The organism is Streptomyces sp. DS1-CR2, from assembly GCF_055760475.1.
Genome location: NZ_CM147085.1, coordinates 8,826,054 through 8,845,848, shown reverse-complemented (window position 1 = coordinate 8,845,848; position 19,795 = coordinate 8,826,054). Strand labels below are relative to the sequence as shown.

The window sequence follows — 19,795 nt, the reverse complement described above, 5'->3', positions numbered from 1 at the left end:
CGTCAAGTCTTCGTGCGGGAGGTCGGATCACCCGGGACGGCCACCCCGAGGGCGCCGTGCGGGACACCCATTCACCTCGGTGACCGGTATCCGGTCGTCAACTCCTTGCCGCGGTGGCGCCACTTGGGCTCCTTGTCCACGGTCTTGGCCGTGATGGAGCGGAGCTTTCGGATCACCGACCCGTACGCGCCGCTCGCCGCGCTGGACAGCCTGCTGCCGGGCGGCTCGTCCATGAACGGCATGAACTTGTCGGGGAAGCCGGGCATGGTGCAGGCGATGCAGATGCCACCGACATTCGGACAGCCGCCGATGCCGTTCATCCAGCCGCGCTTGGGCACATTGCACTTGACGACGGGTCCCCAACAGCCCAGTTTGACCAGGCACTTGGGCGAGTCGTAGGTGGTGGCGAACTGGCCCTGCTCGTAGTAGCCGGCCCGGTCGCAGCCCTCGTGGACGGTGGCCCCGAACAGCCAGGTCGGACGCAGCTTGTCGTCCAGCGGAATCATCGGGGCCGACCCTGCCGCCTGGTAGAGCAGATAGGTCAGAGTCTCGGAGAAGTTGTCCGGCTGGATGGGGCATCCCGGTACGCACACGATCGGGATGCCTGCCTGGGACTTCCAGTCCCAGCCGAGGTAGTCGGGCACTCCCATGGCACCGGTCGGGTTGCCCGCCATCGCGTGGATGCCGCCGTAGGTGGCGCAGGTCCCGATGGCCACGACGGCCAGCGCCTTGGGCGCGAGCCGGTCGATCCACTCGCTCGTCGTGATCGGCTGGCCCGTCTCCGGATCGTCGCCGAACCCGCACCAGTAACCCTCCGGCTTGATGGCCTCGTTGGGGATCGATCCCTCGATGACCAGCACGAAGGGGTCGATCTCGCCGCGCTCCCCCTTGAAGAACCACTCGATGAAGGTGTCCGCGCCGCCTACGGGTCCGCATTCGAAGTCGATCAGCGGCCAGTGGACGGCGATCTTCGGCAGGCCGGGCAGCACGCCGAGCACGATCTCCTCGATGCTCGGCTGCATGGCCGCTGTCAGGGCCACGGAGTCGCCGTCGCAGCTCAGTCCCGCGTTGATCCAGAGGATGTGAATCATCGGGGATTCTTCCTCTGTCGGCAGACCGGGCACGTCGGAATCGACCACGGTCGGCGGTGCTGCATCCATAGGGATGCCTCCTAGGGGGAGGAATGCAATGAAAGGGCACACATCGCCCCTCGTATTCCTTGATAGCAGGCACCCGGCCAGCACGCGATGTGGCCATGCGCGGGCCCGCGCATGGCCACCCGGACAGGTCACCGACCCGCCGCAACGGCGCGGATCAGGCGCGACGACGCCTCGGTGGAGGGCTGCTTACGAACGAATGCACGGCGCAACGCGTGGTACGGGGCGTGGGGATCCGAGAAGGTGCGGAGCATGCTGGAGAGCTCCGCTTCCCGGTAGAGGGACAGCGGCTTGACGGACTCGTCGCGCTCCCGTGTCTGCTTCTTCGCCGCGATGCGCTCCTGCATCCCGGAGGAATGGGCGAGCCGGACGGCCAAACGGGTCACCTCGCCGGAAAAGTCCTGGGGACAGCACTCGACGAGGCGGTCCACCAGACCCGGCCGCAGCCCCGCCGACGCGCTCACCGGCAGCGCCTCCTGCGTCAGTCGGTCGGCCACGTCGGCACCCACGCGGCGCGGCAGCGTGTAGGTCCAGTACTCGGACCCGTACAGCCCCATCAGACGGTAGTGCGGGTTGAGCACCACGCCCGCACGGCACCACACTTCGTCCGCGGCGAGGGCCAGCATGGCCCCGCCCGCGGCCGCGTTGCCGCCCAGGGCGCTGACCACCAGCCGGTCAGTGGTGGTCAGGACAGCCTCGACCAGGTCGTTCATCGCGTTGACGTTGGTCCAGGACTCAGCGCCCGGATCATCGGCCGCCTCAATCACGTTCAGATGGATTCCGTTGGAGAAGAAGTCCCGGGTGCCGCCGAGGACGAGCACGGCAGTGGGTCGCGAGCAGGCCGCCCAGTAGGCGTCGAGCAGGCGCCGGCAGTGCGACGTGCTCATGGCGCCACCCGGGAAGGAGAAGGACAGGAATCCGACCGCCCCGTCCTCGCGATAGCTGATGTCGGACCAGGTACGCCGGTCACGGTCCGCGTCAGGCGCGAAGACGCTCTCCGGAAGCTCGGGGAGCCGGTCGGCGAGGGCCTGAACGGCCGGCAGTTTGAACGGCCTGGGCTCCCCCGGTCGGCGGTGGGGCCTCAGTTCCGGAATCCATACGGCGCCATCCACGGTCGCCCGGCAGATCGCCCCGGCCCTGGTGGCGAGCAACTCCCCTGGGCGCCCCTTCAGTTCGTCCTCCGGGTAGCCCCCGTGCAAGTGCCATTCGCCGCCCAGGAGTTCGTCCAGCACGCCCGGGGACGAGTCGGCAGCGCGCAGCTTGCGCACCACGGTCTCGGTGCTGTCCCGCGCCCAGCGGATGCGCCGCAGGCCCTGGGGGTAGGAGGGGCGGGTTCCTGCCGCCGCCCTGTTCCTCACCTGAGCCTGGGGCAGGGGCGAATAGGTGCCCGAGGCGAATCGGTCGACGGCCAGGAGCACCGCGTCCGACGCGGCGTCCGACACCTCGTTCCGGTACAGGTCGCTCTTGCCGACCGGAGACACCGGGAAGCCGGCCGATGCCCACACGTCGCCGGCGTCCATCTCTGCGTTGGCCTGGAGCACGGTGACGCCCCAACGGTCCACGCCCGCGCTGATCGCCCAGTCGAGCGAGGACGGGCCCCGGTCACCGACGGGGCCGGGGTGAACGATGAGGCAGGTGTGCGCCCGCCACACATCCTCGGGGATGGCCCTCTTCAGCATGGGCGCGATGACCAGCTCCGGCTTACAGGCGCCGAGTGCGTCGCGCAGCGCATCGTCAGTGGATGCGAGATGCACGTCGAGACTGTGGCCTCGGTCCCGCAATTCGGCGTGGACGCGCTGAGTGAGACTGTTGAACGCGCTCGCCACCAGCAGAATGTGCACGGCAACCTCCCGTAGCCCCGCGGCTGCAAAACCGGAGCGGGTCCGGTCGCCCGACAGCTTCGGACACGGGGCAGGAGGCACACAGAAGCCGGGCCGCGTCGTCACTCTAAAGCGCAGGGATTGACCACCACTCGGCGCACGTGCGAGTCGTCGACAGCGGCGTCAGGACAGGTCCCTCGCCAGGCGGCATCGCACGCCGGCAGCGCCGGTTCCAGCCGAGCCCAGGACCAGTCGGTCGTGCGGGCCCTGGGCCTGATCTCCCTCAGCCTCGGCGGCCTGCCGCTGCGTTCAAGCTGCCCCTTCTCCGAGGAGGAACTGCCGGGGTCAGTGTGCTGCGTTGTCGAGCTCGACCTCAACCGTTGACGCGCCGCGCAGCTCGGCAACGCATTCGGCCTCAGCGCCCAGTTGTTTGCGGAGCCTGGCGCTCGATAGCTGAAATGTCTCGACCGACAGTGCGAGCTTGCGACCGCTCTTGCGGGGCCGCCAGATTCCGGCGATTCTTCCATCGGCCAGTACCGCGCCGGGCGCGCCCACGGTCTTCCATACGTCCCGTTGGTGTTTCTGGTCGACGATGGTGTCCCGGTCACGTAGTTGGGTGTACGGGTCGCTCGGTGGCAGCAACCGCACCCCGCGCGCTTCGGTCCGCGGCGACCGCAGGATGTCCAGATCCTTGGCGAGAATCCACGCCCGGCTGCCGTTGAATTCGACCGGGGTGAGTTCGTCCTCCAGTGTGGTCCACCACGGGTCTACGTCGCCGGCGTGGACACCGAGCCAGGCGGCGAAATCCTTGCGGGTGGACGGGCCGTAGCAATGCAGGTAGCGACGCAGCAGTGCGGCGCGGGCCTTCTCGGGGTCGACCTTCCGCGGCGGTCGGCCCAGCCATTCCCGTACCAGGACGAACGGCGCCTTGTTCCCGCTGCGGGGGGCGAAGCAGACGATGCCGCGCAGCGTCAGCACCCGGATGCTGAAGTGCACGACCGCCTCACCGAGCGGGACCTTCCGACCGTAAGGGCCCTCCGCCTGCCAGATCTTGCGCTGGGCGGCCGGCAGTCTGCCCGCGATGCGTTCTGCCAGCTCTTGACCGAGTTCGTTGATCGCCAGCTGCCGCCCGGACAGCACGGGCCCGATCTCGTCGGCGGTGAGGTCGACCGCCTCGCCCAAACCCATCCCGAGTGTGGTTAACGCCCCCTCGACGCCGCTGATCAAATGCAGTCGCGCCGTCTCAGTGGCCGGCAGGACGCCAGTGGTGAAAACCGGTGCGTCGACGGTCGGGAAGAAGAACGGCGACCCCCGCATGCACCAGGTCTGCAGCAGGCTCTTCTCCTCGCCGACAAGGTGGTCGACGCGGCCCTGCGTCATGTCCTCGACGCGGGCGTGCAGGGCGAGCAGCGCCGAACCCGGCGGAGTGTTCTGGATTCCACACGCCCCCGCCACCTCGTGCAGGCCATCGGCCGGTTGCCGCATCGCGAGATGGTGCGCGTGCAGTCGAAACGCGATGACGTCGCTGGTTTGCACCTTGGCGGCGGTGCCGCCGGCCCACTTACGAGGGGTCAGGACCCACCTCCCGTAATTCCACTGGCACACGATCGCCGTCGCCAACGACCCGCCACGTCAACGTCCCGTCTCAACGGTTCGACAAGGGCCGATCTTAGGCGGGCTCGGGGTGGCTCGAGGCGCGGCAGAGATCGCGGAGTGTCGCATTCTCGGCCCACTCCCCCGGCTTCTCCGCGCCCAGAACACCGAGAGGCGGCAGGTGAGCCTCCGGCCCATGCACTGTGATCGGGCGCGTCGACCGGGTGCGACATCGCCGTCCAGCGGCGCGCGGCCCGGCGCTCCAAGGCCCAGCACGGCGACTGGCGGGCGAGATGAGCCCGGTCCGTCTGTACGAGTCCCTGGCGGGCCAGGAATTCCGGCTCCCGGCGACGCAGGCACGGGAGGCGGGCACGCCGGCGGCCGTGTGACCGGAGAGGGCTGGGTGGCATGAGGCAGCGCTTGGGCCCGGTGCCAGTCGTGGCACGGGGTCCAGGTGATGGGCTCCCCCCGCACCTCCCTGCCCGCCTCCGTTTGGCTCTGTGCCCGCGCGGGTGCGGTCGGGAGGGCACAGCATGTCGGTGTCAGCCGTACCGGAACGGTCAGGAGTGCTCATGGCGACAGGCTGGGGTGATCGACCCGCGACCGGCTCCGGGGGAAGCGGCGCCGAGTGGCTGCCGGTCCTCGACGTCCCCGCTCCCGGCCGGCAGAGACGCTGGACCATTCTGCTGCGCTGGCTGCTGCTGATTCCCCAGTACGTGGTGCTGTTCTTTCTCGCCGTCGCGGCGTTCTTCGTCGTGATCGTCGGCTGGTTCGCGGCCTTGTTCACGAGGCGTCTGCCGGACGGGATCTTCTCTTTCCTCGGTTCCGTCCTGGCGTACGAGACCCGGGTCAATGCGAGCGCCACACTGTTGGTCGACCGATACCCGCCCTTCGCCTTCTCGGCCCCTCAGTACCCGGTGCAGATCGAGCTCCGCGCCACTCCGCTCAACCGTCTCGCGGTGTTCTTCCGCCTGATCCTGCTCATCCCGGCAGCCATCATCGCGACCCTTGTCCGGAGCGGCTGGGTCACGATCAGCTGGGTGTTCTGGCTCATCGCCCTCATTCTGGGGCGCCTGCCCGCTCCGCTGTACGCCGCGACGGCCGCTGTCGTCCGGTACAGCCTGCGTCTGAACGCGTACGCCTCCCTGCTCACGCCCGCCTACCCCAAGCGTCTCTTCGGGGACGAGCCGGCGCCCGCGGAGGAAGTCCGCTCCGGCACCCGGCCGCTGCGGCTCGACACCGCGGCCAAAGTCCTGGTGGTGCTGTTCTTGCTGCTCGGCCTGGTAGGACAGATCGCCAACAGCTCCGTCGACTATGACTCCGACGACGCCGACAGCATCACCGATCACTCGGCCGGCGCCGTGGCGCCGGGGCAATTCTGACCTGTTCCACAGCGTCAAGGAGGCGATGACACACCCATCATGACAGGTCAGAAGGCGTTTTCGTAGGACGAACGGCACAGGTCACCAGGCTTGTTCGGCCCACCCGGATGCACCCAGAATCTCCGCCATGAATCATTCGGGGAACGTCGATCAGGACGACATAGTGCGGGCGCGGAATGTGCTGCTCGCCTCCGGACGCCGCACTGCGCGCGAGGAAGTCGACGCCTACCGAGTACTCGTCCAAGTCAGCCCCGCCGCTTACCTGCCCCGGTTGGCCAAGGCCCTGCAGTGCCTGAGCTACGACACCGGCTCCGGCCGACGGCACGACGCCTGTCTCGCGCTGTGCGAGGAGTCGGTGGCCGCGGCGCGGGCCATCGATCCGGCTGAACCTGCCCGTGCGGACGTTCTGTATGAAGCGCTCGACGCCTGCCAGAAAGAGCTGTACACGCAGGGCCGGCGTACCGAAGGTCTCGCCCTGCGCGCCGAGATGCTCGCCGTCGGCCGCGCGCAGGCCGAACTGTCCCGAGACCCCAGGGTTCGGGGGCTGCGTGACTGGGCTGCCGGTCTCTCTGAGGAAGGCCGCTTCGCCGAGGCGGCCGACGCGCTGACCGAGTGGGTCGGGGCACTTCTGCCCCACGGGCCCAACAGCGGGAGTCTCGCCTGGTCACTCCTGGAATGGATCGCCGCTCTGGATGCCGCCGGCCGGCCCGGCGAAGCACTCGCAGCCTTCGAAATACTCGTCACCATGGAAGCGGCCGAGGCCGCGAACGATCGCGGCCCGATAGCCTGCCACCTCTACTCACTCATCGGCTACGCGCACATGCTCGACACCTGCGGCCGAGGCGAACAGGCCACTGCCGTAAGGCAAGAAGCGCTCGCCTTGCTGACGGAATTGGCCGCGACGGGCGAGCGCAGGTCCTGGAGCGGTTATCAAGCAGCCTACTGGGCGGTCCTGCTGCGCTTCTCCGGCGCCGACACCGAGCGGCAGGCGTCCGGCGAACCGCACTTCCCCTCGGGATCAACGCCCAGGGCGTGGACTCCCGACGTCAGGCAGCGCTACTTCGACAGCCGTATCACTCTGCGCGAGAAAGTGGACAGCCTTGCCCTGCGAGCCCCTGAAGACCCAGATCGCCACGTGGCCGAAATGGTGCGGCTTCACCGGGTCCTCACCGTTCGCTCCGCTGTCTACTGGGAACAGCACACCCATCTTTTCGCGGAGCGAGTGCGCCCTCTGTTCAACGAAGGAGTGAGCCTGGCCCACCAGTTGGCGCGGCAGGACCCCGCAGACGGTCCCCGGACACTGGCCAAGATCCTGATCGACCGATCGGCCTTTCACACAGCGGCCCGCGAGTTCGGGCCCGCCCTCGATGACTTCCGGCAAGCCCTGAGCCACCTGGGTGAGGCCGACTGGCACAACGGGCGGGAGGTCACTCGACAGGCACGTCCGGCCGGATGATCGTCACCGCGCACGGAGCGTGCTGCGCCACCCGCTGACTGACCGAACCGAGCAGCGCCCGTCGGAAGCCGCCGTGGCCGCGGCCGCCCACGACCAGCATCTCGGCGCCCTCGGCGGCATCCACCAGCACATCGGCCGCATTGCCACGCACCAGGCGTTTGTGCACCAGGGAGCTGCCGTCCTCGCCGAGGACGGCGCGGACCTCCTCGATCAGACCCTGCTCGGCCTGCTCCTCGTCGAATTCGGTGTCCACCGCCGGGGCCGACCACGACGCCATGCCAGGTACCTCCCACGCCGACACCGCCTCCACCCTCCCGCCCACCAAGTCCGCGTACCGGACCGCCCAGCGCAGCGCGGCCTGCGAAGAGGGCGACCCATCGATGCCCACTACGATCCTCGGCGGCCTGTCCATTGCGTTCACCCTTCCGACGCTTTTACCTCCACAGTGTCCGAAACTCGCACACATCGCCACGCGAGAAGGGAGCACGCTCAGGCGGGTCGAAGGGCTCAGCCGCTCCGAGACTCTCGATCGGTGACACGCTGGGGGACCGGCCTCACGCGTCCGGCACCCAGCTGCCCACGCGCTCGGCATCGATCCCGACCGATGCAATGTCGACGGTGGCGCGATCGCGGTCGGCCATCCGTACGGCAAGACCGGAGCTCGCCTGGTCGGCCACGCGCTCATGGAGGGGCGGCGGCGCGGTGTCCGCCATGTGGTGATCACCATGTGCGTCGGCGGCGGGATGGGGGCCGCCGGGCTCTTCGAAGTGCTCTGACGGGTCCGAGGGATTCCGAGCGGTTCTGAACGGCTCCGGTGCCCGTGCCGCCCGCCACGGGCACCGGAGCCATCAGCACGTACGCACTACTGCGTGGCCGACGCGATCGCGCGTGTCTACAGCGCGCCCTTCTCGGCGTCTCCCGCACAAAGCGCGTCGAAGACGGCGACATCCGCCGGTCCCTCCAACGCGTCCTTCAGCGCGCGTCCGATCCCGGCGAGCGCGGCGCCCTTGCCATGGGTGTGGAGCGCTTCCTTGGACTCCCATTTCTCGACCATGACGAAGTGGCCGGTGGTGCCGGTCTTGCGGTGCAGGGCCCAGCGGGCGCACCCCGGCTCCGCGTGCACATCGGCCGCGGCTTCTCGGAGCGTCTTCTCGACGAGTTCCTCCTGGCCGGGCTTGGCGATCATGGTGGCGATGACGACGTATGACATGGGGTGCTTCTCCTGGGGTGATCGATGGGAGGACGGGGCGGGGAGAGCGGCGCAGTGTCAGAGGCCGTAGTCGGTGGCCAGTGCCCAGGCCTGGTCGACCATCTGGTCGATGTAGGCAGTGCTGGGCGGGCCGCCCTCCGCGGCGTTGCGTGGCTCGTCGAGAGCGCGACATAGTACGCCTTCGCCGATGACCGCCACCTTCCACACGGCGAGTACGTGCCAGAAGGCGAGTTCCGGCCCGATGTCACGGCCGCTCGACCGGGCGTAGCTGTCGACGAGTTCGTCGCGTCGGGCGAAGCCGTCCAGTGCTGTGACGCCGAGGGCGGGGCGGTCGGGCGGGACTCCGCCGGGCTCGGGCCAGTAGGCGAGCAGGGTGCCCAGGTCGGCCATCGGGTCGCCGAGCGTCGACAGCTCCCAGTCGAGCGCCGCGCGCACGGCGCCGGTGTCCGGCGAGCAGATCACGTTGCGGATGTGCAGGTCGCCGTGGACCAGGGCGAGGCTCTGTCGATCGGGTACGCGGCGGCGCAGCAGCTCGGTGAGCCGGTGGAGGGCGGGCTGGTCGCGGGTGCGGCTCTGTTCCCACTGCCGGGACCACCGTTTCAACTGCCGTTCGGCGTACGGCCGGTGGCTGGCGAGGTCGTGCAGGCCCGACGTCTCCAGGTTCACTGCGTGGATGGCGGCGAGGGTGCGGGTCAGTGACGGTCCTACGCCTTCCCGTACCCGGGTGGGCAGAGCCTTGGCCACTTCCAGGCTGTCGAGCACGATCCCGTCGACGTGCTCCATCACCAGGTGGTGCACGCCGTCGTCGTCGCACAGGCCGACCACGGCGGGTACGGGGACCTGCGTGCCGGCGAGGGCCGCCATGATGCGGTGTTCGCGCCCGATGTCGTGGGCGGTGGGCAGCAGGGGGCCGTGCGGGGGACGGCGCACCACCCAGCAGTGGCCGTCGGCGTCGTCGACGCGGTAGGTGAGGTTGCTCTGGCCGAGGCCGATGCGCCGGGCGGTGAGCGGCCCGGTGACCTGCTCGCCCCGCTCCCCCAGCCATCGGGCGAGCGCGCCGAGGCCGGTGCCCGCCGGCGCCCCGGCGACGACGACGTTCGCCTCGCGCTCGTCCCCCCGGTCGGACAGTTCGAACACGCATCCTCCAACGGTCATGTCTCTTACGGTTTCACCGACGGCCGCCCGGCGCGAGGTCCGCGATCACCAGTCCTGGCGTGGCAGTGCGCGGCAGCGATGTGCTGCTTCAGGTCACTTCACAGCCGCCTGATAGCGCCGCATGCCGCGGAGCCACCGGTCGTAGTCGCTGCCCTTGTGGCGGTAGAAATCGAGTACCTGCGGGTGCGGAAGGACGAGGAACCGTTCGTCCCCGACCGCCTCCATCACGCGGTCGGCGACATCGAGCGGCCGCAGCAGCTCCCCCGAGTCCAACACGGCGCGGGCGGCGGCGCGTTCGACCGGATCGTCCGACCGGGTGCCGGCCATGAGCAGCTCGGTCTCGACACCCTGCGGGCACAGGCAGCTCACCCGCACCCCGCTGTCCCCGTACGTCACGGAGAGCCATTCGGCAAAGGCCACAGCGCCGTGCTTGCTGACGGAGTACGTCGCGGAGCCGATCTGTGTGAGCAGCCCGGCAGCCGACGCCGTGCTGAAGAAGTAGCCGGCGCCGCGCTCCATCCAGCGTGGCACCAGCACCTTCGCGGCACGCACGTGGGCCATCACGTTGACGTCGAGCGCGCGGCTCCACTCGTCTTCGCTCGCGTCGAGCCCCGCGCCACCGCCGACACCCGCGTTGGCGAAGTACAGGTCGACCGGCCCGAACTGCTCCTCGGCCGCGTCGACTATCCGCTCCAGGTCGGCCGTCGACGCGGCATTGCCCGCCACTCCCGCGACCCGCTCGCCGTGCGAACCGGCCAGCTGCTTGACCGTCGCGTCGAGGCGGCCGGCGTCGAGGTCCGTCAGCAGGACGCCTTGAGCGTCGTGTTCGAGGAGGCGCTGCGCGATGGCGGCGCCGATGCCGCCCGCTGCTCCCGTGACGATCGCGACTTTCCCGTTGATCTGCACGAACTCTCCCGTTCAGTTGCTCGACCGTCTCTCCTGCGGCCCCTGCACCGTAATTGAATCCGGTGTCACCTTCAATGCCTCGTCGCGGTGGACCGGCCCCGCGCGGAGCGCACGTCAGCCCTTCAGTCGCGTCGCCGCCCGCGGCGTCATGCGTCTGTCCCGTCGCTGGTTCGAGGCGTTCCAGGAAGTGCAGTTGCTCAGTCCCGCCGTATCGTCCCCGGCGCGTCGGCCGTGCTCGTGTCCGCCTTCAGAAGGGCGGGATCGATCGCGCGCTTGAGGATCTTCCCGGTCGCTCCCTTCGGCAACTCGTCCACGACGGCGACGAGATGGGGCACCTTGTAGGCGGAGAGGCGTTCCTTGGCCCATGCGCGCAGTTCGGCCACGCCGAGGCGGGCGCCGGACCGTACCGCGATGACGGCCGCGACCTCTTCGCCGTAGAACTCGTCGGGGACTCCCATGACGGCCGCTTCGACGATGTCGGGGTGTTCGTACAGGACCTCCTCGACCTCGCGCGGGTACACGTTGTAGCCACCGCGGATGACAAGGTCCTTCTTGCGGTCGACGATGCGCAGGTCTCCGGCCTCGTCCGTGGCGCCGAGGTCGCCGGTGCTCAGCCACCCGTCGCGCAGGGCCCCGGCGGTGGCATCGGGTCGGTTCCAGTAGCCCTTCATCACAACGGGGCCCTTGATGTGGACCTCGCCGACCTGGCCGGGCGGCAGTTCGTGACCGTCGTCGTCCCGTACGGAGACGGCGCAGCCCGGCAGGGCCCGTCCCACGTGTCCCGGCTTCGCCGGCCGGCCCGCGAGATGGCAGGTCGCGGCGCCGGTGGTCTCCGTCAGGCCGTATCCCTCGACGATGGTGCAGCCGAACCGCTTCTCGAAGGCGCGCATCACCTCCACCGGCAGTGAGGCGCCGCCGGAGGACGCGAGGCGCAGACCGGTGAAGTCGGCGCCTGTGTCGTCGGCGGCGCGCAGGATCGCGTTCCACATGGTGGGTACGCCCGCGATGAAGGTGGGGTGGTCGCGGCGGATCATGGCCAGCATGGTCGACGGGTGGAAGCGTTCGAGGAGAGTGAGGCTGCCGCCGGCGCGCATCGTGGTCCCCATCACGCACGCCTGACCGAAGACGTGGAACAGGGGCAGGCCGGTCACGGCGCAGTCCTCGGCGGTGATGGCGTGCAAGTCGCAGAAGACCGCCGCACAGGCGTTGAGATTGCCGTGGGTGAGCTGGGCGCCCTTGGGCCGTCCGGTGGTGCCGGACGTGTAGAGGAGAGCGGCTGTGTCGTCGTCCTCGCTTGGGTGCACATCGAGGATAGACGGGGTCCCTGTCGGACCCGTTTCGGTGAGACCAGGCCGCAACTCCCAGTACGGGACGGACAGTTCGTCCGCGGCCTGCTCGGGTGCCGGAGTGATCGCATGCCAGCCCAGGACGAGCGACACCTTCGCATCGCCCGCTATGAACGCCAACTCCCTTTGCGGGGCCATGGTGTTGGCGGTGACGGCGATCGCACCGGCGGCGAGGATCCCGTAGTAGGCGAAGGCGAACTCGGGCACGGAAGGCGCGACGAGCAGGACTCGGTCGCCTGGGCGTACGCCGTGCTCCGCCAGGCGGCCCGCGACGGCGGCGGCGCGCTCACGGAGGCGGCCGTAGGTCCATTCCTCGCCGTCCTCCCCGCGAAGGGCGATGCGGTCGGGTGTCGACGAGGCGTGGTTCCAGACTGGTGCGGCAGCATTGGTCATGCGGGGCGGCCTTCCGTGCTCACTTGGGGTCGAGGGGGCGGAATGCGGGCGCGCGGCCCTCCAGATAGCTGGCGACGCCCTCGGCGGCGTCGGGTCGGCGGAAGGCTTCCGGCATGAGTGCGTCCGCCACGTCGGCGGCCGTGACGAAGTCGGTGTCGAGAGCCTGGAGCACCTGGCGCTTGATGACGGCCATCGACGCGGGTGAGGACCAGGTGGCCAGTTCGGCGGCGTACTCGACCGCGACGTCGAGGAGCTGATCCGCGTCGACGACCATGTTGACCAGCCCCATTTCGTACGCCTCCGTACCGCGCACCACCCGCCCGGACAACAGCAGGTCCATGGCCCGGCTCTGGCCGATGAGGCGCGGCAGCAGCCAGGCGATGCCGTACTCGGCGATCAGGCCGCGGCGCGCGAACGCCGTCGTGAACTTGGCATCGGGTGTACTGAAGCGGATGTCGCAGTAAAGGGCCTCGACGAGGCCGAGCCCGGCGGCGGCCCCGTTGACGGCCGCGATGAGGGGCTTGCGCAGCGTCAGCGGGAACCACCGGGGGCGCTCCCTCTTCGGTATCGCGCCATCCATCAACTCCACTGTCGCACTGGCCTGTTGCAGGTCGTCCATGTCGGCTCCCGCGCAGAAGCCGCGGCCCGCTCCGGTCAGGACGATCGCCCGCACCTCGGGATCCGCCTCGGCTTGGTCAAGGAGGCCGAAGTAGCGTTCTTCCAGCTCGTCGGTCCAGGCGTTGAGACGGTCCGGGCGGTTGAGCGTCAGCACGAACACGGAACCTCGTCGTTCGGCCAGAACCGTCGTCGACTGGGCTGCTTGGATGCTTCCGGTCACCGTCGTCGTCTCCTCTTCAGCGGTTCGAACCTCTGGGGCCCGCCTCATGTATATTTGAACCCAACGTCAAGTTCAACACCTACAACACGCCCCTCACCGGCGTGCGTTCCTTGCGCCGGCCGGCATGCGAACGACAGGAGTTCCGGGCACATGACGACACATATGCCGATCACCGACTGGGAGCGCGTCGCGGCGCGGGATGTCACGACCAACGGCATCAGCCTCCGCGTCTTCGAACACGGCGAAGGACGGCCGGACAGTCCTCCCGTGGTCCTGTGCCACGGCTTTCCTGAGCTGGCCTTTTCCTGGCGGCATCAGATTTTCGCGCTCGCCGGGGCGGGGTACCGCGTCCTGGTTCCCGACATGCGCGGGTACGGCGGCAGCTCACGCCCCGACGATGTCGACGCCTACGACATCCTGACGCTCTGCGCCGACCTGGCCGGGCTCCTCGACGACGTCGGCGCGGACGACGCCATCTTCGTCGGGCACGACTGGGGCGCCTCCGTGGTGTGGAACATGGCGTTGCTCCATCCCGAGCGGGTACGCGCGGTGGCCGGGATGAGCGTGCCGGTGACGCCGCGCGCCCCGGCCCCTCCGCTGCCCATCCTGCGCTCACGCAACGGCGACGACTTCTACATTGTGTGGTTCCAGGAGCCGGGTGTCGCCGACCGGGCGCTGAGCCAGAACGTGCGCAGGACCCTCGTCACGAGGGAGATCTACTCCGCCAAGTGGGCCGCCGAGGCCGACGAGCAGTTGCCGCCTCCGCGATGGATGAGCGACGAGGAACTCACCTACTACGTCACGACGTTCGAGGAGACCGGCTTCACCGGTGGCCTCAACTACTACCGCAACCTCGATCGCAACTGGGCGCTGACCGAGCACCTGGACGGCCGCCTCATCAACCAGCCGTCACTCTTCATCACCGGGTCGAAGGACCCGGTGGGGAAGTTCATGCCCGCGCGCCTCGACCGGATGCTCACCGACCTCCGCGGACACGTCGTCCTCGACAGCGCCGGGCACTGGATCCAACAGGAGCGAGCGGAGGATGTGAACGCCGCGCTGCTGGAGTTCCTCTCCACCCTCGGCTGATAACATCCGCCGCTACCGATGATGTACGTGATCGACCAAGAGTGGATGGACCCCAGTGGGTGCCCAGGCCCCGGCCGCAGACGGCGGCCAGAAACAACCGATCACGCCACGCAGCCCGCGCGGCGTCCGGACACGTAACGCGCTGATCACCGCCGCCCGAGAGGTCTTCGAACGCGACGGATATCTGGACGCCCGGATCACGGACATCTCCAAGGCGGCGCATGTCGCCTCCGGGTCCTTCTACACGTACTTCAACAGCAAGGAAGAGATCTTCCAGGCGCTTGTCGAGCAGGTGCAGGAGGAGATGCTCCACCCGCACCTGCGCGAGCGCACCGGGATCACCGACACCCGGCAGCTCATCGACGCGTCGAACCGCGAGTACTTGCGCGCGTACAAGAAGAACGCGCGCCTGATGGCGCTGTTCGAGCAAGTGGCCCAGGTCGACGAGAAGTTCATGGCGCTGCGCATCGAGCGCGGCAACGCGTTCGCGCGCCGCAACGCCAAGCTGATCCAGACGCTGCAGGAGAGCGGCGAAGCCGACATGAGCCTGGATCCGCTGGTCACGGCGCACGCCCTGTCCGTGATGGTGAGCCGCATGGCCTACATGGTGTTCGTGCTGGGCCAGCGCATTCCCTTCGAGCGGCTCGTCACCACACTCAACAAGATCTGGGAGAACGGCCTCCAGCTCACGGCCTCCGAGCCGGAGCGCTGACCGCCCAGGGCCGGGCCGCGGCGGCCCGGCGCCGGTACTGCACGCCCGAGCTGTGCGGCAACCGTCGCAACGTGGCGCCGCGCCCGTCGGCTGGCCGGTGAGTAGGGGCAGCCCTCACGGACCGCGGGGCCCAAGGGCTGACAGGGCAGGCAGGCCCTCAGTCCCGGTAATGATCGGTTGATCGAGGCCCTGCCGGCCACAGACAGGAAAAGCGAGTCAGAGGAAAGACGCAAGCCCTTCGAGGAACCTGTCCACGTCTTCGGCGGAGTTGTACGGCGCCAGGCCCACTCGAAGGGCGGGGTTCTCCAGCTTCAGGGCGGTGAAGGTCTCGTAGGCGTAGAACGACCCGGCGGGGGCCAGGACGTCGCGTGCGGCGAGATGGACCTGGGCCTCGCGGGCGTCGCGGCCTTCGATCGTCATCAGGAGGGTCGGGGTGCGGTCGGCCGCCTTCGAGTGCAGGGTGACGGCATCGCCCAGAGCGCGTAGCCCCTCTTCGAGCCTCGTACGCAGCGCCCGCTCGTGCTCGTGCAGGGAGCCCAGCGAATGGGCGAGCCGCTCCCTGCGTGCGGCCCCCGTGCCCGGGTCGATCGCGGCGAGGAAGTCCACGGCTGCGGTGGCTCCCGCCAGGATTTCGTACGGCAGGGTGCCGAACTCGAAGCGCTCCGGCACGGTGTCGGGGGAAGGCGCGAGCTTGTCGGGGTGGACGGTGTCGAGGAGTTCGGGCGCCGCCGCGAGCACGCCGCAGTGCGGTCCGAGGAATTTGTACGGGGAGCAGACGAACAGGTCCGCGCCCAGCGCGGGCACGTCGACCAGGTGGTGGGCGGCGTAGTGCACACCGTCTACGTACACCAGGGCGCCGACCTCGTGCGCCCGGTCGGCGATGCGGCGCAGGGGCGGCTTGGTGCCCAGCACGTTCGAGGCCGCCGTGACCGCGACCAGGCGTGTCCGGGGCGACAGCGCCCGCTCGAACGAATCGAGGTCGAGCTCCATGCGCTCGCTGTCGATTTCAATCCAGCGGACCATCACTCCGGCACGCTCGGCCGCTTGTACCCAGGGGCGGACGTTGGAGTCGTGGTCCAGGCGGCTGAGGACGATCTCGTCGCCCGCGTTCCAGGCCTTGGCCAGATGACGGGAGAAGTCATACGTCAGCTGGGTCGCGCTGCGCCCGTGGACGACACCGTCGGCGGGCACACTGAGCAGGTCCGCGTACGCGGCGCGGAAGTCCGTGACGGCGCGCTCGGCGTTGAGCTCGGAGCGGCTGACAATCCCGCGGTTGGACAGAGGGCCCGTCAGCGTCGCGACCATCGCGTCGGCGACCGGGCGCGGGGTCTGCGTCCCGCCCGGACCGTCGAAGAAGGCAAACCCGTGGTCCAGGGAGGGGAAGTGGGCCCGGAGAGCGTTCACGTCGATGGCCATGGCCTCAGCTTTCTGGAGAAGGGAAAGGCTCCGTGCGCCCACCGTAGGGGTCTGGGAATAGCTCGTACACAGAGCTAAACTTATTTCATGGCCACGGACGAGCTGGCAGATTCCTTCGCCGACGCGCTCACCGCCGTGCAACGCCTGACCCGGCGCAGGCTCCGGCACGGCCTGACTGCGCCCCCGTTGCGCGGCGCCCAGGTAGAGCTGCTGCGCCTGGTGGTCGACCGGCCGGGAATCGGGGTGTCGGCCGCCGCCCGGGAGCTGCGTCTCGCCGGAAACTCCGTGTCCACACTCGTCAACCAGCTGGTCAAGGCCGCTTTTCTGCGCCGCGAGACCGATCCCTCGGACCGCAGGTCGGTGCTGCTGTACGCGACCCCGGCCGCCGCGGCCCGGTTGCGCGACTGGCAGGTCCGGCGGGGCGCATTGATGCGGGAGCAACTGGCGGCGCTCGATCCGGCGGACCGGGCCGCGCTCGCCGCCGCGCTGCCGGCCCTGCGCAAACTCGCCGGCAACCTGCACGAGGACCGCCCGCCCACGATCCGCACGCCCGCCGTCCGCACAGAAGGTGAAACGCCCCACGCAGTACAGGTAATACAGGGAGAACCGGGAGGTGCACAGGCATGAGCGAGGACCCCGCGGTCTGCTGCCGCGGACTGGAGTACGCGTTCGGTGAGACCCGGGCCGTCGACGGCCTCGATCTCACGGTCGGGCCGGGCGAGGTCTTCGGACTGCTCGGACCCAACGGCGCCGGCAAGACAACCGCGATCCGCTGCATCACCACGCTTCTGCCGGTTCCGCGCGGCCGCGTATCCGTGTTCGGGCACGACGCGGCGACCGAGCGGATGGCGGTCCGCCGGCTCCTCGGCTACGTGCCGCAACAGCTGTCCGCCGACTCCGGCCTGACAGGGCGGGAGAACGTGACGCTGTTCGCCCGCGTCTTCGACGTCTCCCGGCGCGAACGGGCCCGCCGGGTGTCCCAGGCACTCGCCGCGGTCGACCTCACGGACGCCGCGGACCGGCTCGCCAAGACCTACTCGGGCGGCATGGTGCGCCGGCTGGAACTCGCCCAGGCACTGGTGAGCGCCCCGCGCCTGCTGATCCTCGACGAGCCCACCATCGGCCTCGACCCGATCGCCCGGACCAGCGTGTGGAACCACATCAACGCGATCCGCGTTGCCACCGGCATGACCGTCCTGGTCACGACCCACTACATGGACGAGGCCGACCAGTACTGCGGCCGGGTCGCGCTGATGCACCGCGGGCGCGTGCACGCTCTCGGTACCCCCGACGGACTCCGCCGCGACCTGCACGAGCAGCGCGGGAACGCCGGATCCCAGGAGCCCTGGCCGACCTTGGAGGACGTCTTCCGCGACGTCGCCGGCCGCGGGCTCGACAGCGACGGTGGCGAAGGTGGTGACTTCCGCGATGTCCGCAGCACCCGCCGCACCGCGTCAAGGCTCGGCTGAACCGGCCGAGTTCGATCTGCTCCTCACCCCGCCCACGGCCCGTACCGGATGGCGCGTGGTGCCCGCCCGGGTGATCGCCCTGTGCGCCGTAGAACTACAGAAGCTCCGGCACGACCGTTCGGAGTTGTACACCCGAGCCGTCCAACCCGCCCTCTGGCTGCTGGTGTTCGGCGAGACCTTCACCCGGATCAAGGCGATCCCGACCCACGGCATCCCCTACATCGACTATCTCGCGCCCGGCATCATCGCCCAGTCCGCGATGTTCATCGCCATTTTCTACGGCATCATGATCATCTGGGAACGAGACGCCGGCATCCTGACCAAGCTCCTGGTCACGCCCACACCGCGCGCGGCGCTCATCACGGGCAAGGCCTTCGCCGCCGGAGTCAAGGCACTGATCCAGGCCGTCGTCGTGATCGTCATCGCGGCGCTCCTCGGCGTCGCGCTGACCTGGAACCCACTGCGTCTGCTCGGCGTTGCCGTCGCCGTGGTGCTGGGCTCGGCGTTCTTCTCCTGTCTGTCGATGACCATCGCCGGCATCGTCCTCACCCGGGACCGCCTGATGGGCATCGGCCAAGCCATCACCATGCCGCTCTTCTTCGCGTCCAACGCCCTCTACCCGGTCTCGCTCATGCCGGGCTGGCTGCAGGCGATCAGCCGCATCAACCCGCTCAGCTACCAAGTCGACGCGCTGCGCGGCCTGTTGCTGGGCACACCCGCGCATCTACCTCTGGACTACGCGGTACTCGCAGTGGCCGCTGCACTCGGCATCGTCGCCGCGTCCTCGCTGCTGCCCCGACTGGCCAGGTAACCCGCACGCGGCGGCCCTCCAGGGAGCCCCCGACCCTGCATCCGGCGGGCGAAATCGGCGATCGCGCCGTAACGTCGAATTATGTCCGTAAATCTCATAGTGCTTGGCAAAGAGGGGCAGACCTCGGAGCACCAAGGCGAGGTGCTGCACTTCGTCGACGGCAAGGAGGGCAAGTTCTCGTACTCGATCGACGCCGGTGCGCTGCTCGTATGGAAGGCAGACCCCCGTGCCGAGACGAGGGTAGAGGTGGCCTACGCCCCCCACGCGTGGATCAAGGCCAGCGGGGCCCGCAAGGACAGTTGACCGGCGGGCGACACCGATCTGCCCTCCCGTAAGCCCCGACAGCGCCAGGGCGGACGCCGGCACCCGCTCCGTGTTCACTCGCTTCCGCACTCCCGCTATTCCTGATTAGGAACACTTCTCACAGGCATAGTGGTGACGCGCTGAAGCGAGGGAACCCCGGCATGCTCCGACTTGGAATGATGGCGCCGTTCACCGACGGCCTGATCACATCGGGCGGATTCCTCCGCGACCTCGCGGGCCAGATTCCGACCGCCGGAATCGTCGAGCCGCCTGGTCCACGTCTTCCGCTGGAGCCGTGAGCCGGTCCTGGGCTCCCCCTGAGGCCGGGACCTTAGCGGCGGAGGGCTCAGTCGGCGGCGTAGGCGATGAGCTTGGCCATGTTGCCGGTGCAGGCGGACGTCGTGATGCCCTCGGCACTGCCGTTCGGCTGGTACGGCGGCTGCGCGGGCGGTGCTGCCGACGGGTTGGTCGTGGTGCCGATGGGGGTGATCCAGTGGTCCTTGGCGCCGAGGCCGTCCACGAGGGCGCTCGCCTGGCCGTCGGTCACCTCGGGCAGGGCCGGGTCGGCGCCTCGGAACAGGTCGATCGTGGAGAACCAACGACCCAGCCCTGCTCGAATCACGCATTCATCAGCAGAGTCCTTCAGGCCGGTGCACTGCGAATGAATCCCGGTAGCTCCAGACGTACGCGCCGCGGCAGGCCACGCGCTCGTCCATGAAGGCCGCTGCGCGGCGCATGG

The 19,795-nt window shown here is 69.1% G+C and carries 20 protein-coding genes and 1 pseudogene; 10 read left to right on the top strand and 11 right to left on the bottom strand.

All coding sequences use genetic code 11. The features are described 5' to 3' along the window. Window positions 1-71: 71 nt before the first annotated feature. The 3 genes from ACY0PA_RS41435 to ACY0PA_RS41425 all read right to left on the bottom strand — a co-directional run bounded on the left by ACY0PA_RS41435 (window position 72) and on the right by ACY0PA_RS41425 (window position 4,597). On the bottom strand, window positions 72-1,160 hold the full coding sequence (locus ACY0PA_RS41435; RefSeq protein ID WP_473082485.1) for an NADH-quinone oxidoreductase subunit B family protein: 1,089 nt from the start codon (window positions 1,158-1,160) through the stop codon (window positions 72-74). A 128-nt stretch (window positions 1,161-1,288) separates the two neighbouring features. Then, the gene (locus ACY0PA_RS41430) at window positions 1,289-2,998 is read right to left on the bottom strand and encodes an enoyl-CoA hydratase-related protein (protein WP_473082484.1); all 1,710 of its coding nucleotides are present in this window, start codon (window positions 2,996-2,998) and stop codon (window positions 1,289-1,291) included. Between the two features lie 324 nt (window positions 2,999-3,322). Continuing rightward, entirely contained in the window at window positions 3,323-4,597 is a 1,275-nt protein-coding gene (locus tag ACY0PA_RS41425; protein ID WP_473082483.1) for a winged helix DNA-binding domain-containing protein, read from the bottom strand. 545 nt (window positions 4,598-5,142) lie between these two features. On the opposite strand from ACY0PA_RS41425, the gene ACY0PA_RS41420 reads away from it, so the two are divergent. Together ACY0PA_RS41420 and ACY0PA_RS41415 are read left to right on the top strand one after the other, a co-directional pair. Further along, entirely contained in the window at window positions 5,143-5,952 is an 810-nt protein-coding gene (locus tag ACY0PA_RS41420) for a DUF4389 domain-containing protein (protein WP_473082482.1), read from the top strand. Between the two features lie 178 nt (window positions 5,953-6,130). Then, window positions 6,131-7,408: a hypothetical protein gene (locus ACY0PA_RS41415; protein ID WP_473082481.1), complete on the top strand. Its 1,278-nt coding sequence runs from the start codon at window positions 6,131-6,133 to the stop codon at window positions 7,406-7,408. Here the strand turns inward: ACY0PA_RS41415 and ACY0PA_RS41410 are convergent. Then, complete coding sequence (locus ACY0PA_RS41410) at window positions 7,380-7,802, bottom strand: universal stress protein (RefSeq protein ID WP_473086598.1); 423 nt, start codon at window positions 7,800-7,802, stop codon at window positions 7,380-7,382. The two genes, ACY0PA_RS41415 and ACY0PA_RS41410, sit on opposite strands and share 29 nt — an antisense overlap. A 196-nt stretch (window positions 7,803-7,998) precedes the next feature. On the opposite strand from ACY0PA_RS41410, the gene ACY0PA_RS41405 reads away from it, so the two are divergent. Further along, a complete protein-coding gene (locus tag ACY0PA_RS41405) occupies window positions 7,999-8,184 on the top strand; it encodes a hypothetical protein (RefSeq protein WP_473086597.1) in 186 nt (61 codons plus the stop codon). 116 nt (window positions 8,185-8,300) lie between these two features. Here ACY0PA_RS41405 and ACY0PA_RS41400 read toward each other — a convergent pair whose 3' ends face one another. From ACY0PA_RS41400 to ACY0PA_RS41380, 5 genes are all read right to left on the bottom strand, one after another. Continuing rightward, on the bottom strand, window positions 8,301-8,618 hold the full coding sequence (locus tag ACY0PA_RS41400; RefSeq protein ID WP_473082480.1) for a putative quinol monooxygenase: 318 nt from the start codon (window positions 8,616-8,618) through the stop codon (window positions 8,301-8,303). 57 nt (window positions 8,619-8,675) lie between these two features. Next, the gene (locus tag ACY0PA_RS41395) at window positions 8,676-9,773 is read right to left on the bottom strand and encodes a phosphotransferase family protein (protein ID WP_473082479.1); all 1,098 of its coding nucleotides are present in this window, start codon (window positions 9,771-9,773) and stop codon (window positions 8,676-8,678) included. A 93-nt stretch (window positions 9,774-9,866) separates the two neighbouring features. Further along, window positions 9,867-10,679 (bottom strand): SDR family oxidoreductase, encoded by an 813-nt coding sequence (locus ACY0PA_RS41390; protein ID WP_473082478.1) that lies wholly within the window; start codon window positions 10,677-10,679, stop codon window positions 9,867-9,869. A 197-nt stretch (window positions 10,680-10,876) separates the two neighbouring features. Beyond that, window positions 10,877-12,418, bottom strand: a complete 1,542-nt coding sequence (locus ACY0PA_RS41385; protein WP_473082477.1) for a long-chain-fatty-acid--CoA ligase — start codon at window positions 12,416-12,418, stop codon at window positions 10,877-10,879. Between the two features lie 19 nt (window positions 12,419-12,437). Then, window positions 12,438-13,256, bottom strand: coding sequence for an enoyl-CoA hydratase-related protein (locus ACY0PA_RS41380; RefSeq protein ID WP_473082476.1), 819 nt, complete (start codon window positions 13,254-13,256; stop codon window positions 12,438-12,440). A 150-nt stretch (window positions 13,257-13,406) separates the two neighbouring features. Here ACY0PA_RS41380 and ACY0PA_RS41375 point away from each other — a divergent pair, with 150 nt between their 5' ends. Both ACY0PA_RS41375 and ACY0PA_RS41370 read left to right on the top strand, forming a co-directional pair. After that, on the top strand, window positions 13,407-14,345 hold the full coding sequence (locus ACY0PA_RS41375) for an alpha/beta fold hydrolase (protein ID WP_473082475.1): 939 nt from the start codon (window positions 13,407-13,409) through the stop codon (window positions 14,343-14,345). 55 nt (window positions 14,346-14,400) lie between these two features. After that, entirely contained in the window at window positions 14,401-15,057 is a 657-nt protein-coding gene (locus tag ACY0PA_RS41370) for a TetR/AcrR family transcriptional regulator (RefSeq protein ID WP_473082474.1), read from the top strand. A 216-nt stretch (window positions 15,058-15,273) separates the two neighbouring features. Here ACY0PA_RS41370 and ACY0PA_RS41365 read toward each other — a convergent pair whose 3' ends face one another. Next, complete coding sequence (locus ACY0PA_RS41365; RefSeq protein ID WP_473082473.1) at window positions 15,274-16,473, bottom strand: cysteine desulfurase-like protein; 1,200 nt, start codon at window positions 16,471-16,473, stop codon at window positions 15,274-15,276. 87 nt (window positions 16,474-16,560) lie between these two features. Here ACY0PA_RS41365 and ACY0PA_RS41360 point away from each other — a divergent pair. The 5 genes and pseudogenes from ACY0PA_RS41360 to ACY0PA_RS41340 form a co-directional block, all read left to right on the top strand. After that, window positions 16,561-17,001, top strand: a pseudogene (locus tag ACY0PA_RS41360) (MarR family winged helix-turn-helix transcriptional regulator); the annotation flags it as partial. Window positions 17,002-17,096: 95 nt separating this feature from the next. Next, window positions 17,097-17,942, top strand: a complete 846-nt coding sequence (locus ACY0PA_RS41355; RefSeq protein WP_473082472.1) for an ABC transporter ATP-binding protein — start codon at window positions 17,097-17,099, stop codon at window positions 17,940-17,942. Next, on the top strand, window positions 17,902-18,753 hold the full coding sequence (locus ACY0PA_RS41350; protein ID WP_473082471.1) for an ABC transporter permease: 852 nt from the start codon (window positions 17,902-17,904) through the stop codon (window positions 18,751-18,753). Before ACY0PA_RS41355 ends, ACY0PA_RS41350 begins: the two co-directional genes overlap by 41 nt. An 81-nt stretch (window positions 18,754-18,834) precedes the next feature. Next, window positions 18,835-19,056, top strand: a complete 222-nt coding sequence (locus tag ACY0PA_RS41345; RefSeq protein ID WP_473082470.1) for a hypothetical protein — start codon at window positions 18,835-18,837, stop codon at window positions 19,054-19,056. A 161-nt stretch (window positions 19,057-19,217) separates the two neighbouring features. Continuing rightward, window positions 19,218-19,355, top strand: coding sequence for a hypothetical protein (locus ACY0PA_RS41340; protein ID WP_473082469.1), 138 nt, complete (start codon window positions 19,218-19,220; stop codon window positions 19,353-19,355). Between the two features lie 47 nt (window positions 19,356-19,402). On the opposite strand, the gene ACY0PA_RS41335 is transcribed toward ACY0PA_RS41340, so the two are convergent. Beyond that, the gene (locus tag ACY0PA_RS41335; protein ID WP_473082468.1) at window positions 19,403-19,678 is read right to left on the bottom strand and encodes a hypothetical protein; all 276 of its coding nucleotides are present in this window, start codon (window positions 19,676-19,678) and stop codon (window positions 19,403-19,405) included. Window positions 19,679-19,795: the final 117 nt, after the last annotated feature.

What these genes read in the sequence shown, in the direction of transcription:
- ACY0PA_RS41435 (WP_473082485.1), bottom strand. Translation starts at nt 1,160, where the DNA reads ATGGATGCAGCACCGCCGACCGTGGTCGATTCCGACGTGCCCGGTCTG.
- ACY0PA_RS41420 (WP_473082482.1), top strand. Translation starts at nt 5,143, where the DNA reads ATGGCGACAGGCTGGGGTGATCGACCCGCGACCGGCTCCGGGGGAAGC.
- ACY0PA_RS41400 (WP_473082480.1), bottom strand. Translation starts at nt 8,618, where the DNA reads ATGTCATACGTCGTCATCGCCACCATGATCGCCAAGCCCGGCCAGGAG.
- ACY0PA_RS41395 (WP_473082479.1), bottom strand. Translation starts at nt 9,773, where the DNA reads ATGACCGTTGGAGGATGCGTGTTCGAACTGTCCGACCGGGGGGACGAG.
- ACY0PA_RS41385 (WP_473082477.1), bottom strand. Translation starts at nt 12,418, where the DNA reads ATGACCAATGCTGCCGCACCAGTCTGGAACCACGCCTCGTCGACACCC.
- ACY0PA_RS41375 (WP_473082475.1), top strand. Translation starts at nt 13,407, where the DNA reads ATGACGACACATATGCCGATCACCGACTGGGAGCGCGTCGCGGCGCGG.
- ACY0PA_RS41365 (WP_473082473.1), bottom strand. Translation starts at nt 16,473, where the DNA reads ATGGCCATCGACGTGAACGCTCTCCGGGCCCACTTCCCCTCCCTGGAC.
- ACY0PA_RS41355 (WP_473082472.1), top strand. Translation starts at nt 17,097, where the DNA reads ATGAGCGAGGACCCCGCGGTCTGCTGCCGCGGACTGGAGTACGCGTTC.
- ACY0PA_RS41350 (WP_473082471.1), top strand. Translation starts at nt 17,902, where the DNA reads ATGTCCGCAGCACCCGCCGCACCGCGTCAAGGCTCGGCTGAACCGGCC.
- ACY0PA_RS41345 (WP_473082470.1), top strand. Translation starts at nt 18,835, where the DNA reads ATGTCCGTAAATCTCATAGTGCTTGGCAAAGAGGGGCAGACCTCGGAG.
- ACY0PA_RS41340 (WP_473082469.1), top strand. Translation starts at nt 19,218, where the DNA reads ATGCTCCGACTTGGAATGATGGCGCCGTTCACCGACGGCCTGATCACA.